This window comes from Rhizobium sp. KDH_Rht_773_N, from assembly GCF_052946295.1.
This window is the reverse complement of sequence record NZ_JBRFNB010000002.1, coordinates 970065-984406: the sequence shown is the minus strand read 5'-3', so window position 1 is coordinate 984406 and position 14342 is coordinate 970065. Positions and strand designations below refer to the sequence as shown.

The 14342-nt window shown below is 61.6% G+C and carries 12 protein-coding genes; 4 read left to right on the top strand and 8 right to left on the bottom strand.

Annotated elements, in window-relative coordinates; translation table 11 throughout:
- Window positions 1-240: 240 nt before the first annotated feature.
- Both ACU8HS_RS26485 and ACU8HS_RS26480 read right to left on the bottom strand, forming a co-directional pair.
- A complete protein-coding gene (locus tag ACU8HS_RS26485) occupies window positions 241-1374 on the bottom strand; it encodes an ABC transporter ATP-binding protein (protein WP_447016046.1) in 1134 nt (377 codons plus the stop codon).
- Between the two features lie 205 nt (window positions 1375-1579).
- Window positions 1580-2779, bottom strand: coding sequence for an ROK family transcriptional regulator (locus ACU8HS_RS26480; protein WP_112569156.1), 1200 nt, complete (start codon window positions 2777-2779; stop codon window positions 1580-1582).
- 161 nt (window positions 2780-2940) lie between these two features.
- On the opposite strand from ACU8HS_RS26480, the gene ACU8HS_RS26475 reads away from it, so the two are divergent.
- Together ACU8HS_RS26475 and ACU8HS_RS26470 are read left to right on the top strand one after the other, a co-directional pair.
- Window positions 2941-3912 carry an ROK family protein gene (locus ACU8HS_RS26475; RefSeq protein ID WP_447016045.1) on the top strand — a complete coding sequence of 324 codons (972 nt, stop codon included), beginning with the start codon at window positions 2941-2943 and terminating at the stop codon, window positions 3910-3912.
- Between the two features lie 16 nt (window positions 3913-3928).
- The gene (locus ACU8HS_RS26470) at window positions 3929-5671 is read left to right on the top strand and encodes a glycogen debranching protein (RefSeq protein WP_447016044.1); all 1743 of its coding nucleotides are present in this window, start codon (window positions 3929-3931) and stop codon (window positions 5669-5671) included.
- A gap of 91 nt (window positions 5672-5762) precedes the next feature.
- Here ACU8HS_RS26470 and ACU8HS_RS26465 read toward each other — a convergent pair whose 3' ends face one another.
- From ACU8HS_RS26465 to ACU8HS_RS26455, 3 genes are read right to left on the bottom strand one after another with little or no spacing between them, the layout of a single operon-like run.
- Window positions 5763-6581, bottom strand: coding sequence for a carbohydrate ABC transporter permease (locus tag ACU8HS_RS26465; RefSeq protein ID WP_447016043.1), 819 nt, complete (start codon window positions 6579-6581; stop codon window positions 5763-5765).
- The gene (locus ACU8HS_RS26460; RefSeq protein ID WP_112569138.1) at window positions 6578-7531 is read right to left on the bottom strand and encodes a carbohydrate ABC transporter permease; all 954 of its coding nucleotides are present in this window, start codon (window positions 7529-7531) and stop codon (window positions 6578-6580) included. The genes ACU8HS_RS26465 and ACU8HS_RS26460 overlap by 4 nt, the downstream gene beginning before the upstream one ends.
- A complete protein-coding gene (locus ACU8HS_RS26455) occupies window positions 7528-8745 on the bottom strand; it encodes an ABC transporter substrate-binding protein (protein ID WP_447016042.1) in 1218 nt (405 codons plus the stop codon). Before ACU8HS_RS26455 ends, ACU8HS_RS26460 begins: the two co-directional genes overlap by 4 nt.
- Window positions 8746-8978: 233 nt before the next feature.
- Between ACU8HS_RS26455 and pglB the strand changes: the two genes are divergently transcribed.
- Window positions 8979-10280, top strand: a complete 1302-nt coding sequence (gene pglB / locus ACU8HS_RS26450) for a polygalacturonase PglB (protein WP_113413866.1) — start codon at window positions 8979-8981, stop codon at window positions 10278-10280.
- Between the two features lie 52 nt (window positions 10281-10332).
- Here pglB and panB read toward each other — a convergent pair whose 3' ends face one another.
- From panB to ACU8HS_RS26435, 3 genes are all read right to left on the bottom strand, one after another.
- A complete protein-coding gene (gene panB, locus ACU8HS_RS26445; protein ID WP_447016041.1) occupies window positions 10333-11154 on the bottom strand; it encodes a 3-methyl-2-oxobutanoate hydroxymethyltransferase in 822 nt (273 codons plus the stop codon).
- Window positions 11151-12026, bottom strand: coding sequence for a pantoate--beta-alanine ligase (panC, locus tag ACU8HS_RS26440; RefSeq protein ID WP_447016040.1), 876 nt, complete (start codon window positions 12024-12026; stop codon window positions 11151-11153). Before panC ends, panB begins: the two co-directional genes overlap by 4 nt.
- A gap of 225 nt (window positions 12027-12251) precedes the next feature.
- On the bottom strand, window positions 12252-12845 hold the full coding sequence (locus ACU8HS_RS26435) for a transglutaminase-like cysteine peptidase (RefSeq protein WP_113413865.1): 594 nt from the start codon (window positions 12843-12845) through the stop codon (window positions 12252-12254).
- Between the two features lie 443 nt (window positions 12846-13288).
- On the opposite strand from ACU8HS_RS26435, the gene ACU8HS_RS26430 reads away from it, so the two are divergent.
- Window positions 13289-14317, top strand: coding sequence for a zinc transporter ZntB (locus ACU8HS_RS26430; protein WP_112704408.1), 1029 nt, complete (start codon window positions 13289-13291; stop codon window positions 14315-14317).
- The last annotated feature ends 25 nt before the right edge of the window (window positions 14318-14342 follow it).

Sequence of the window (14342 nt, the reverse complement as noted above, 5' to 3'; positions counted from 1 at the left end):
TGAGAAAGCATCTATCCCATGAAGAGAGACGATTACAGCCCAGTTTTACACGGATCGGTACGCAGTATTAAGATTTTTGCTACCGATCCTGAAATTATTCCACCTTCCGTGCCGGTCCCGCCGCAGCGGCGACCGGTCCGAGCATGCCGCAGACGACCGTCGCCTCGGGCAGTCCCGAAAGCCGGGTGTCAATCGCCGGCTGGATGAGAAGCAATCCTGAACGGGAACGAAGGAGAGGCGCTACGCCGGCGCGGCGACCGGAGCATCGGCTTTCAATCTCGAAAATGCCGTGCCCGAATGCCCGTCGAACACATGCACGCGATACGGCTCGACGGCAAGTTCGAGAATTGACCGGTCCGCAATCGCCACATGATCGGGAAGATGCACAATCGCGGCGGTGTCGCTGGATTCGACCGTTCCATAGACGTAAGTTTCCGTTCCGATGCTCTCGGCATAGTCTACGTGAAAACGAACGCGAAGACCGTCGCGGTCCGACTCGCGCGCCAGCCTGAAATGACTGGGCCGGACGCCGAGTGTGACGGGTTCGCCAATCCTGGGGTCCGGCGCCTCCAGCGGCAAGTTGAGCGCCCCGAAGCCCGGCACCTGCAGGGCCACCCCGCCGGGGCCGCAAGACAGCAGATCGCCTTCGAAGAAATTCATCTGCGGAGAGCCGATGAACCCTGCCACGAACCGGTTTGCAGGCGTCTCGAAGAGCTCCAGGGGCGTGCCGATCTGTTCGACACGACCGGCATTGAGCACGACGATACGATCCGCCATCGTCATCGCCTCGATCTGATCGTGCGTGACATAGATCATGGTCGCGCCCAGGCGCTTGTGCAGTCGGCTGATCTCGCCCCTGGTCTGTACGCGAAGTGCCGCGTCCAGGTTGGACAGGGGTTCGTCGAACAGGAACAGCTTCGGGTTTCGGACAATGGCCCGGCCAATCGCAACACGTTGCCGCTGGCCGCCGGACAGTTGTTTTGGCCGGCGCTCGAGAAGGGGTTCGATGGCCAGCATCCGGGCCGCTTCCATGACGCGCGCATCAATTTCGGCCCGCGTCATTTTCAGGTTCTCGAGGCCGAACGACAGGTTTTTCGCGACGGTCATGTGCGGATAAAGAGCGTAGGATTGAAACACCATCGCAATCTCCCGCTCGCCGGGGGCTGCCTGCGTAACATCCTTGTCGCCGATCAGAACGCGTCCGCCCGTTACGCTCTCGAGCCCCGCGATCAATCGCAGAAGGGTCGATTTCCCGCAGCCGGACGGGCCGACCAGGACGACAAATTCGCCCTCGTTCACATCCAGATCGATGCCATGCAGAATACCGAGGTGACCAAAGCTTTTTCTGACATCGTTCAATCTCAAACCGGCCATGTCCACTGTTCCTCCAGTAAGCTATTCGAGCGAAGGTCGCTGATCGGCGTATGATCCAGCCTTTACTTTGCGGGGATCGAATTAGTTCGTCAAGATGACGAACATGAATTTTACGCTGACAGCCGTTTTCGATCCGGCGCGCGAGCGTCCGGATTCACCGTCCGAAAGATGGGCGGACGCGCCGCTCCCCGGCTGCAGGCCGCGCCTAGACCGGCGGGGGAAGGCGGCGTTGTTCGGGAAGCGCCTGTGGAGAAAAGAGAAGGTTGTGCAGGTGATTGAGACCGATGGCGAGCGCCCCGATCAGTGTGGCGCGGCTTCCAAGGGCGCTTGCTTCGACGGTTATCTTGCGTCGGCTGGCCTTGGCGATGCCTTCGCGAATGCGCTGGACCATCAGCGGATGGCGGCCGATGCTGCCGCCAATGATAATGATAGTCGGATCGACGATAGCGTTCACGGATACGATCAGCAGCGCCGCGATCTCCCCGACTTTCCGGATGACTTTGGTCGCAATCGGATCGTCCTCTTCGGCAAGCCTCAGAATGTCTCGAACGGACGTATCCTTTGCCCCGCCGGATCGGTGGTAGAAATCGCTGATTCCCTGCGCTGCAATGGCGCATTCCAACGCGCCGCGTTCCAGGCTGTCCTCGGCATAGGGATCGGCCCCGAACGGCAGGTAGGAGATCTCGCCGGCCGCGCCGCTTGCCCCACGCATCAGTTTGCCGTCCTGAAGCACGCCAAGGCCGATGCCGGTACCGAGTGAGATGAATGCGACCGTATCGACTGCGACGGCGTGGCCCTGCCAGGATTCGCCTATCGCGGCCGCGTTGACGTCGTTCTCCAGGACCACGGGACAGGCGAGCCGATCTGCGAGCGTCCTGACAATGTCGATGCCGTCGAGGTCGACAAGGTTCGGGGCCATCGACAGCGCACCGGTCGTGGGTTCGACCACGCCGGGGGTAGCGATCGCCGCGACAAGGACATGCTCGCGCGCGACGCCGCTATCGGCAAGGATTCGAGCGAGCGCTGCCTCAACCTGTTCCAGCTGGTGATAGCCCCCGCGACGGTCGGAGGGATACTCGATCTCGCCGACGATGTGCCCCACGATATTGCCGAGCACGACCCGCGTTGTGGTTGCACCCATATCGACGCCGACGGCATACCCGGCGGCACCGTTCACCTCGTAGGTAATGGCACTGCGGCCGATACGGCCGGTCGTAATGCCCTTTTCGCGGACCCAGCCGGCCTCTTCCAGAGCCCGGATGACCTCTGACATCGTCTGCTTGGAGAGCCCCGTGATTTTCGACAGGTCCGCCCGCGATGTCGGGCCGGTATGCAGCAATACGTCCATGACGGCGCGAACCGAAATCTGTCGCAGCACGGGAGGTGCGTTCTCAGTCAATGCCATGGGCCAAATATTCCGGTCGATATAAGGTTCCGCTTTCGTCTGCTTCTGCTTCTGCTTTTTCCACGAACGTCCGTCAATTTCAAACTGGTTGTTGACAGACCAGGGGCTCGGCAATAATAAATTCGTCAACCTGCCGAACAAATATATGAAGAGAGCTGCGCTTGTCAAATATTTCAACTATCGCGCCAGATCTGCGGCCGGCGGTTGGCAATCGCCGCACGAAAGCTTTCGGTCTCGTTGCCGGTGTTGATCTCGGCGGCACCAAGGTGCTCGCGGGACTGTCCGATCATGACGGCAACCTGTTGGCGACGATGGAGGAGCCGACCGTCCACGGCGAGGGTGCCCCCGTTCTCAAGCAGATCGCCCGCATGATCCTAAGCCTTGTGCAGCGGCACTCCGATCGCGGCCCCCTGCTCAAGGCGATCGTTGGCGTACCGAGCGCCGTTTCGCCTTCGACCGGTCTTGCCTCGTTGTCGCCGCACCTCGCAATTCCTGTCGACCGGCCGCTTGCCCGCCTCCTTGAGGCCGGATTGCCCTGTGGCGTGATTGTCGAGAATGATGTCAATCTGGCAGCACTTGCAGAGGCGACCCTCGGAAAGGCGCGGGATTGCGCTTCCCTGGCCTTCATTGCCTTTGGCACCGGGGTCGGCATGGGGCTTGTCATCGACGGCAGGCTTTTTCGCGGTCATCACGGCCGCGCCGGGGAACTCGGTCTTCTGCCGCTCGGCACGGATCCGCACGACGCCGCGCCGAAAGCAAGGGCCGGTCTCTTCGAGGACCAGGTCGATTCACCGGCCGTGCGGGCTCTTTACCGGGACGGGACCGTACCGGTCAGCGAGATTTTCCGCAGGGCAGGTTCAGGCGATCCCGAAGCCTCCGCTGCCATAACAACGCTTGCAAAATCCGCATCGGTCGGCCTGGCGGCCGTTCAGGCGGTGTTCGATCCGGCATTGATGGTGCTCGGAGGCGGCATCGGCTCGCGCCGCGAGTTCGTCGACCTCGTCTCGCAGCACATGTCGTCCCTGCTGCCGTTTGCGGTGCGGATTGAACCCGCATCCCTCGGTCCGGAAGCGGGAATGCGCGGCGCCCTGATGCTTGGCTTGCACGAACTTTCCATCCAGACAGCCCGATGAAATCAGGAGCTCGCCCATGACGACGCCGCGTGAAAAGCCGCGTATCCTTACCCCGCTTGCCGACGGCCAACTCGTTTCGGACAAGCCGGTACTGCTGCCGTTCATGGCTCCGCGCCTGCAGGGCGATTGCTGGCCCGACGGCAAGATCGAAATCTCCGTCTGGGGCTGCGGAAAGATCGCAAGCCTCACCTTCAGCGGCTGGCGCGGGCCTTTCACCTATGCCCCGAACCGCGTCGAGGCCAGCGGCGGCGGCCTTTATGTGGCGCAATCGGCGCCCGCACTGTTTTTGAAGGGAGCGAGGCTGCGCACGCTCGTCCCCTCGCAACGCTGCGCATGGTGGGGAAGCACGACGAAGCGTGAGCCGGTCGAGCGGCTGGGAGAACGACGGATTGCCAGAACCGGATGGGGTGTGGTGATCGCCGAGCAGCGGCCGGACGGCTTGTTCCTCAGCGCCGGCGCGTCGATCGAAGAAGCCACCAGGGCTTTCGACCTCACTCCGGAGGACGTGATTGCTGAAGCGAACGCCTATGTGGCGCGCTGCGACGAGATGCCCGAAGCCGCGCCGCTGATGCGCAGCATGATCTCGCAAAGCCTTCATGCCGCCCTTTCAAGCATTCGGCAGGACGCGCAAGGCGCCTTTGGCGGCCTTGCCGCCGGCCAGGCCTATAGCGCGCCGGCACGAACCTATTATCGCGACGGCTACTGGACGCTTCAGGCCTTGCTCGACCGGGCGCCGGCGGCCGTGCGCTCGCAGATCGAACTGCTGGCGCGCGGCATTCAGCCGGATGGAGAGGCCCCGAGCGGTGTCATCCTCACCGGTCCGGGCCAGGCCGAGGAATGGGAAAAGGTCCGCCGAACGGATCCGCGCATCAAGGAGGAGCATCTTCGGCCCGGCGACTGGTGGAGCGACCATTTCGACAGCCCCCTCTTCTTCATTCTGACGATCGGCGATTACATCCGCGCGACTGGAGACAGTGCGCCGATGGCGGTCCATTGGGACAAGGTCGTCGCAATCTTCAACCGCTATTGCGCCCTGGACGTCAACGGAAGCGGGCTTCCGGTCAAACCGAACCACGACCGCGATTGGGCCGACAACGTCTATCGGCACGGTTACGTCTCCTACGATATCGGCCTTTGGATCGGCGCGCTCGACGTCATCGTCGAATATGGCGCTGCAATCGACGGCGAAATTACCGCGAAAGCGGCAGCGATCGCTGCGACAGCGCGAGCGGCAATCGACGAAGCCCTCCTCCAGCCGGGCGGAACCTATGCGGATTACGGCATGAAGGATGACTTCGTCGAGGACCACCTGACGCTTGACAGCCTGACCCTGCTCCGCTACCGCGCCGTTTCGCCTGAACGCGCGCGAACTGTTCTTGGCAAAGTGGAAGCCCTGCTGGAAAGCCGCAACAACGGTGATCAGCCCTATGGCGACTGGGGCGTGATGTGCGCCTTCCCGCCCTTCAAGCGGCCCAAGGACACCCGCTCGAAGTCGGCCTTCGCCTATCGCTACCATAACGGATCGGATTGGCCGTACCTCTCCGGCCTCTATGCCGAACAGCGCCTGCTGCATGGCCTTGCGGGTGCCGAATATCCGCTGCTGCGCTGGTGGGAAACCTGCCTGGAAGAAGGGTGGATGGGGGCCGTCGAATATTTCGCGCCGCCATGGGGCCGCGGCTCGCTGCTTCAGGGATGGAGCAGCATGCCGGCCATGGCCGCCCTCGCCCACAAGGAGAAGCTGCGCTCGGCGATGAGCTGAAGCGTCCGCTCCCTGGTCGCAATCTTTGGAAGATAAAACACAAGGCAAAAGCCGCCCGCAGGCGGCTTTTGCATTCGGTCGGGACGGTTCGCTATTCCTTGGTCGCGCCGGCCATCAGCCCGCTCATCAGCATGCGCTGCAGGGCCGTGAACATGACGAGCACCGGCAGGACCGAGAGTACGGACATCGATAGCAGTCGCGGCCAGTTGATGCCGAACCGCCCAACCGTATTGGCGAGCGCGACCTGGACGGTCCACTTGTCCTGGTCCGTGATGACCAGGAACGGCCACAGGTAGTCGTTCCAGCGCCAGACCAGATTGAAAGCCAGAAGTGTGCCGATCGCCGGGATGGAGAGAGGCACGATGATTCTCAGCAGGATGCGCCACTCCGGCGTCCCGTCGATCCGGGCAGCCTCCAGAAGGCTGTCGGGAATGTTGGTGATATATTGCCGCATCAGGAACACGCCCGTGGGCGTGGCGGCCGGGGCGATGATGATGCCCGCGAGCGTATCAAGAAGGTGAAGATCGCGCAGAACAAGAAATACCGGGATCATGACGATCTGCAGCGGCACCATCAGGGACGACATGATCAGCAGGAAAAACAGGGTATCGCCTTTGAACCTGAATTTGGCAAGCGCATAACCCGCCATGACGCTGATGGTGACGGACAGCAGTGCCGAAAGCACCGAAACGATTGCCGAATTGCGGAAGAAGACGAGAAATTTTGCTCGCGATACGGTATCGATGAAATTCTGCAACGTCACATGAGCCGGGAAAATGGTCGGCGGCCACTGGAATACTTCCTGTTGCGATTTCAGCGACGACAGGAAGAGCCACACCGGCGGCATCAGAAAGACGAAGAGTGTCAGGGCCACGAAGGCGAGCCGCCAGGGCGAATAGATCCGTGTCATTTCTCACTCCTCGACACGCGCAACTGGACGATCGTCAGCAGCAAGAGAATTGCAAAGAGAACCATCGACTGCGCAGCGGCAACGCCAGCCTGCATCGGCTTTTGAAACGCCGTGTCGTAGATCGTCTGGATCAGATAGACGGTCGCCTTGCCCGGCCCTCCTCCGGTCAACGACACGACGAGTTCGTAGACCTTGAAGGCTTCGATCGACGAAAGCACCAGAACCACCGCCATCGTCGGCTTGAGAAGCGGCAATGTGATATGCGTGAACTGACGCCATTTGCTGGTACCGTCGATCGACGCGGCTTCATAATAATCCGCCGAGATCGCAGTCAGGCCGGCGATAAAGATCATCATGTTGAAGCCGGCCTGAGCCCAGACCCAGGCGATGATCATCGCAATCTGCGCCAGCGTGTCCTGTTCGAGCCACGGAACGGGGGCAATTCCCACAAGTGACAGCAGATAGTTGACGAGACCGTTGTTCAGGCCGAAAAGCCAGCGCCAGGAAACGCCGATGATCAGCAGGCTGATCATCGAGGGGAAGAAGACGATCGTACGGACAACCGCGAAGAACCGGGTCTGAGGCGAAAGAAGCAGCGCCAGCGCCAGCGAGGCGACGATGTTCAGTGGCACAGCGACAATGACGAAGAGCACCGTCTTGACGAGAGACGTCTGAAAGTCGGCATTGCTCAAGAGCCCGAGAAAGTTATCGAAGCCCACATATTGCGGCAGGGTGCTCGGCACCTGTGGGACAACCACGACGCCCCGCTTGAAGAACGCCATCAGGAGGCCCTGAACCAGCGGATAGAGCGTAAAGGTGACAAGCAATGCGATCGTCGGCAGCATCAGCAGATACGGCCAACCGATATTGAAGAGGCTGTTGCGGCTGCCTTTCGGCACCGGGTGAGGACCCAGTGCCGAACTGCCTTGTTGCGCAATCACCGCCGTCACTTGCTCGCCTCGAGCGAGTCGTCGGCAGCCTTCTTGATCTGCGCGATCGCCTCGGCCGACGAAATCTGGCCGGCAACAGCCTGGGTGACGGCTGTCTTAACCGTGCCCCAGACCGACTGCATCTGAGGCCAGGCCTGGTCCGTTGCCGCATAGGCCGGGCTCGCGTTCAGCTCGCTCTGCATTGCGGTGATTGCAGCCGTCGCAGCCGGATTGTCATACTTGACCGGCGGCGCCTTGAGGTTGGCGGGGATCATGCCGAAGGTCTTGGCATATTGCGCCTGGATCTCCGGCGACGTGATCCACTTTATGAACTCGACTGCTTCCGGCAGGTGCTGGCTCGTATTGAAGGCGACGATGTAATCGCCCCCGTAGATCGAGGAGGCAACCGTCCCGCGCGGCGTCGGTCCGGCCTGCCAGGCAAATTGCGCATTGGTTGCCAGCCCGGCGATCTGCCAGCTGCCGGACATGTAGGCGGCGGCCTGACCGGCGGTGAAAAGTTCCTTCGGATTGTCCGAGCTTGCTCCGCTCCACAGGCCGGGCGGCATGGCTGCCTTGGTGATGTCGATGAACTTGTCGAGCGTGCCCGTCCAGGCCGCCTCGTCCATCACGACCTTGACCGGCTCCTTCTCGGTGTAGATGTGGTTGCCATATTGATATTCGTGGACGATCCAGCGGCTCGCCGAAACATCCCAGACGAGCGGATAGCGGGTGCCGGATTTCTCCGCGACTTCCTTGACCTTCGGAATGAACTCGTCCCAGGTCCAGCCCGTTGCCTGATCCGGGATGGCGACGCCTGCCTTTTTGAAGGCGTCAGCGTTCAGGAAGATGCCGGTCGAGGTAACGCGCAGCGGCGCGGCAATGACCTTGTCGCCGAGCTTGGCCCCATCGGCCCACCCCTTGACGAAGTCGTTGATCCATTCCGGCCCGATCTCCTTGCCGAGGTCTGCCAGGAACGGCCGGATGACCGGCTCCATCGAGGAGGTCAGCGACAGATCCGGCATGATGCCCGATGCGGCATATTGCTGGAATTTCTGGATCATCCCGTCATAGGGCGTGATTTCCAGATCGAAGGTCGTTTCGGGATGCAGCTTCGTGTACTGATCGAGCAGAGCGCGCGTATCCGCCTCCTCCTGATCACTGTCGACATACCACACGAGCTTGAGTTCGGAGGCTGCGGCGACCGACATTGTCATCGCCAGGGCGCTGGCGGTCATTAGGATTGTCTTTAGCGTTTTCATAGGGCTCCCTCTCTGGCTTGTCATCCTGACATCCGAAACGAACGGCCTGCACTGCACTCCCACAGTCCTTTGTTCGTAACCATGACGAATTAAATACGAGTTTTGCGGGCTGTCAACACAACACATCCAGTTCGGCAAGATTTAGTTCGTCCTGTTGACGAATAAATTAGCCAGGGCTATGAAATCCGCAGGACAGGCGGAGGTATCGGATGGAGATATTCGTTGAGGTGGTGGGTGGCGATCTCCAGGCAGCGCTCGACACTGTAGCGGCGGCCGGCGGCGGGACGGTCTTTCTCCGGCCCGGTCGCCATCACGCAGGGCCGATCCGGTTGAGCGATAATGTGACGCTGCATATCGAGGAAAACGCAGTCCTCGCTTTCGCCCCCGATTACAAACAATATGGCTCCAACACGGTCAGCGTACTCGCCGAAGCATCCAACCGCGCTTACATCGTGGCGCAGAACGCCAGGAATATTGCGCTCGTCGGCAAGGGGACGATCGACGGCGGCGGCGATGCCTTCCACACCGGCTTCGACGCGAGTGTGGGCACATTCACTCCGTTCGCCGAACGTCCGCGAGTCCTGGTCCTGGAGGATTGTCAGGACGTTCGTTTGGAAGACGTCCAGATAACCGATTCACCCATGTGGACGATCCATCTGGTGCGCTGCCGCAATATCGCTGTTCACGGCGTTCGCGTCTCCAACAACCGCCAACTGCCCAATACCGACGGGATCGTCATCGACAGCTGCAGCGACGTGACGATCGCCGGCGCCGTCATTCGAACCGCCGATGACGGCATATGCCTCAAGACCAGCTTCAGCGAGAAAGAAATCGGCCGCTGCGAGCGGATCACGGTCTCCGACAGCGTGATCGAGAGCAAGAGCTGCGCCCTCAAGATCGGCACGGAAAGCTTTGGCGACATAACCGAGGTCAGCTTCCTGCGCTGCAGGATCGAGAATTCCAACCGCGGTCTCGGCATCTTTTCGCGCGATGGCGGCAAGGTCGAGAATGTTGTCTTCCGCGATATCGAAGTCGATTGCAGCGAGACGCCGGACGGATTCTGGGGCTCCGGCGAACCGTTCACGATTACCAAGCTCACGCGACGCCCCGAGCGCCCGGCAGGAACGGTTTGCAAGGTACTTGTCGAAAATATCAGTGGGCGATGCCAGGGGGCGGTCAATCTCTTTGCAGAGGAACCGGGCGGCATCGACAATGTTGTTTTGCGCGCGAGCACGCTTAGGATGGAGGAAGGACCGCTCGGCACTGCCAGGCAGTATGACTTGCGGCCGACCAACGCCGATCTGGCACCGCCCAAAGGCACCGAGGGGCGCGGCAATGCCTGGGTGCGGGCCGAGGACGGCAACATTGTCGGCCTTTTCGCCTATCCAGGCGGATTGCCGGGCGTCTTTGCGCAGAATGTCACCGGCCTCGAAATCGAAAACGTGACGATCGACCGGCCCCGACCGCTGCCCGCAGGATGGAACTCCGCGACCATCACGCTGGTCCCCTGAGTGCGGAGCCGCTGCTGCGCACTCGCGCTCCGTCCGGTCGTCGCCCGCACCGTCAGGACCGGCGCTTGAACGTATGCTCCTCTGCGGGGAACGTGCGCGAGCGAACGTCGCCGGCATAGGCGGCGGCGGCAGCGCCCACCCTCTTGCCAAGTTCGTCGTAGCGTTTGACGAAGCGCGGCGTGAAATCGTTGAACAGTCCGAGCATATCGTCCGAAACCAGGATCTGGCCGTCGCAGGCTGCCGAGGCGCCGATCCCGATCGTCGGAACAGGAATTGCTCCCGTCACCTCGCGGGCAAATGTCTCGACCGTTCCTTCGACGACGACCCCAAAGGCTCCCGAGCTGCCGATCGCGGCGGCATCACGCCTGATCTTGGCGACCTCCTCCTCGGAATGTCCGACAGATCGGTAGCCGCCTGCGGTATGGACCTGTTGAGGCATGAGACCGATATGTCCGAGGACCGGAATACCGCGCGCCGTGAGGAAGGAAATCGTCTCGGCCATCTCCTCGCCGCCTTCCAGCTTGACCGCGTCGCACCCGGTTTCCCGCAGGATGCGCACGGCGTTGCGATAGGCCAGCTCTTTGGACTCCTGATAGCTGCCGAAGGGCATGTCGACCACTACGCAGGATCGGGCGACGCCGCGCATGACCGCCCTGCCATGGGCGATCATCATGTCGAGCGTCACCGCCACGGTGCTCTCCATGCCGTAGAGAACCATGCCGAGCGAATCCCCGACGAGCAGGAGATCGCAATGTTCATCGAGAAGCCGCGCCATCGGTGTCGTGTAGGCCGTCAGACACACGATCGGCGTGCGGCCCTTCATGGCCCGGATCCGTGATGGCGTCAGACGTTTTGCGGAGCTCACGGCACTCATGATGCCTCTCCCCTTCCAGATGAATCTTTGCCCGCAATCACCCGGTTGTCGAGAAGTTTGGTCGCGCCGATCCGCACGAACAGTGCGACAACGACCGGATCCTCGATCTTCGCGACATGTTTCAACGTCGAGGCGTCCCTGACCGCGACGACTTCCGGTTTTGCCAAGGCTTCGCGTCCGATGAATTCGGCCAGTTTCGCCTCAAGGACCTGCGGATCGCTGAGCCCACCGGCGACGAGGCGCTCCGCCTCGTCCAGGGCGCGAGGCACGATGACCGCAGCGCGGCGTTCCTCCGCGCTAAGATAAACGTTGCGGGACGACAGAGCCAGACCGTCGGCGTCGCGGACCGTCGGCACCGAGACGATGCGCACCGGCTGGGCGAGATCGTCGACCATGCGTTTGATGATGACGACCTGCTGGTAATCCTTCTCGCCGAAATAGGCGTTCTTCGGCTGCACGATGTTGAAGAGCTTGGTGACGACAGTGGCAACGCCCGCGAAATGCCCCGGCCGAACCGCACCTTCGAGCTCGCCGCCAAGCTCCGGCACATCGACCACGGTCTTCATCGGATGCGGGTACATATCCTCGACACCGGGGGCAAAGAGGATGTCGACACCGGCCCTTTCCAGCATCGTTCTGTCGCGTTCCAGGTCACGCGGGTATCGGGCCAGGTCCTCTGCCGGGCCGAACTGGAGCGGATTGACGAAGATCGAGGCAACGACGATTTCGTTTTCGGCGCGCGCCCGCGCGACAAGCTCCATATGCCCGGCGTGAAGATAACCCATCGTCGGCACAAAGCCGACGCTTCCACCATTCGCCCTTGCGGCGGCAAGCGCTGCGCGCACTGCCTGAATGCTCGATAGGACCTGCATATGCCCTCCCTGGCCGGCTTATGTTTGGGGGCGGATAGAAAATGCAAGCAGGGCCTCAGGTCAATGGATGCCTTCGATAAAACCGATCGGATGAAGACGGTTCTATCAGGACGTGTTCAAACACGGCAGGCAGCAACCGAAACGCCGGACGTATCACCGGGCGGCTGGCAGCAAGGACAGGATACCGGCCTCAAAAGATCCGCACGCCGCACATGTGTTTCGCATCTAAAGTTCGAACCATATGCGCGGATCGTCCCCCGACTGGATCATCAGCCAGCGAAGATCCGTATCCCGCCAGCCCTTGATCGCATTGGTACGGTTGTCGAGCACCAGATCGCCCCGATCGGTCTTGACGACCAGAACCGCGTGGCCTTTGCCGGTGGGTGTCTTTGCCACTGCGATCCGCAGCGCCTTTACCGACCAGCCCATGGCGATGAGATGATCGCGCTTGGTCAGCGCGAAATCCTCGCAATCGCCCGCCTTGACGTTCACCTGCCAGACATCGCCCTCTTCAGGGCTTTCGTTGAGCGGACGGATCGAGCCGTTGACCGAGGCGTTGACGGCGCGAAGCTGCTTGTCGGCTGCGGGGTCCAACAGGATTTGCGAGGCACCGTCGCCTGCCGTGCATTCGTTGGGATTGCGCGCGCAAAACATCACATGCGCGAACGGCGCGGCTGTCCGGCGCTTTTCCGAAAGATAGCTGAAGACAGGCGCCGTCTTCAGTCCGCGGGCCGGACCGCCAGGACCGTCCGCAAGCGCAGTCTGGGCCGCAAACAGAGATGCAAGCGTTGCCAGGACAAGCAGTTCATGCCTACACATCTTCCCCCTCCGTGTGGTGGCTTATCCAAGGATGATGAGGTCCGCCCAGCGGCCATGAAGCCCGTTCAGGGCTGCGTCATTCGATCGGCTGGGCGCATGGTCGCGATCCCTTGTTCCGTGGTCTTTCCGGAGACGATCGTCCTTCATTCGCAACGGCGCTGGCGGCATGCGCATCGCGACCAGACACATCGACGCCAACGCCATGACAATTTAAACTAGCGCAGCGATCAGGTCTTTCAATTGACGCGATAGATTCTAATTTCGAACGGCTACGCCTGCGGCTCGGAGTAAGGGCAATGCCCGTCCCGGATCGTATGCCGTCGCCGACGTGGCGGCCTTGTTCAAAACAACTGAGCATTCGATCGTCTTGCCGCCCGACAGCGACTCGCTAAGCTATCGCATCGCGCTTCGGGGAGGCGGACCGCAGCGGGTGGAGGTTTTTCATGCACGAACAGGTCACGAATGTTGCAAGTTACGGCGCCGAGCCGGGTTTGCGTTTCGCCGTGCTTCTTGACGGCAACGGCGGGTGCCGTACGCTTGACATGGAAGCGGTGCGTCGGTGGACGCCGGCTGATGGCGTCGTCTGGCTGCATTTCGAGCGCGACCATCCGGCCGCGGCGGAATGGGTGACATCGAGAGGCGGCTTCGATCCGCTGGTCGCCGAAGCCTTGCTGGAGGAAGAAACGCGCCCGCGCGTCGAAGGCATTGACGACGGGTTGCTGATCATTCTTCGCGGCGTCTGCGCTACGCCGCCGGACGAAGTGAAAAACGGCTCCGCCGAGGTCGATCTTGTTCCCCTTCATATATGGGCCGACCAGCGCAGGCTGGTGACATTGCGCGACAGCGGCCACTATATAACCGCCCTGCGCGACATCCGCCTTGCCCTGGACAAGAGCAAAGGCCCAAAACAGACGGGGGAATTGCTCGCTCTCGTCAGCGAAAAGCTGGTGCGCGACCTCGAACCCGTACTCGATGCGATGGACGAGGAGGTGGACGAACTGGACGAGCTGGTTTTTCACGGTGATGCCGGCGAAGTGCGCGAGCGGCTGAAGCAGCTTCGCCGCCGTTCCGTACAGCTTCGCCGCTATCTCGCACCCCAGCGCGACGCCTTGAACCGGATCGAGCATGACGACGCCCCGTGGCTGAAGGAGCGTGACAAGCTGCGCTTCCGCGAGGTCATCGACAAGCTGATGCGCTTCATCGAATATCTCGACGCCATCCGCGACCGGACCAGCATCCTTCACGACGACCTGTCCACCGTCATCAGCGAGCGGATCGCCCGCAATTCCAATCGCCTCGCCGCACTCGCCGCCCTGCTGCTGCCGCCGAGCGTCGTGGCCGGCCTGTTCGGCATGAATGTCGGCGGCATCCCTGGCGTCAACGACACCTGGGCTTTCGTCATCATCGTTGCCTTCGTCGCGGTCACGTCCGTTGCAACGCTGATGGTGCTCAAGCGGATCAACTGGCTTTGAACGGCTGCAACGCAAGGCGACCTCA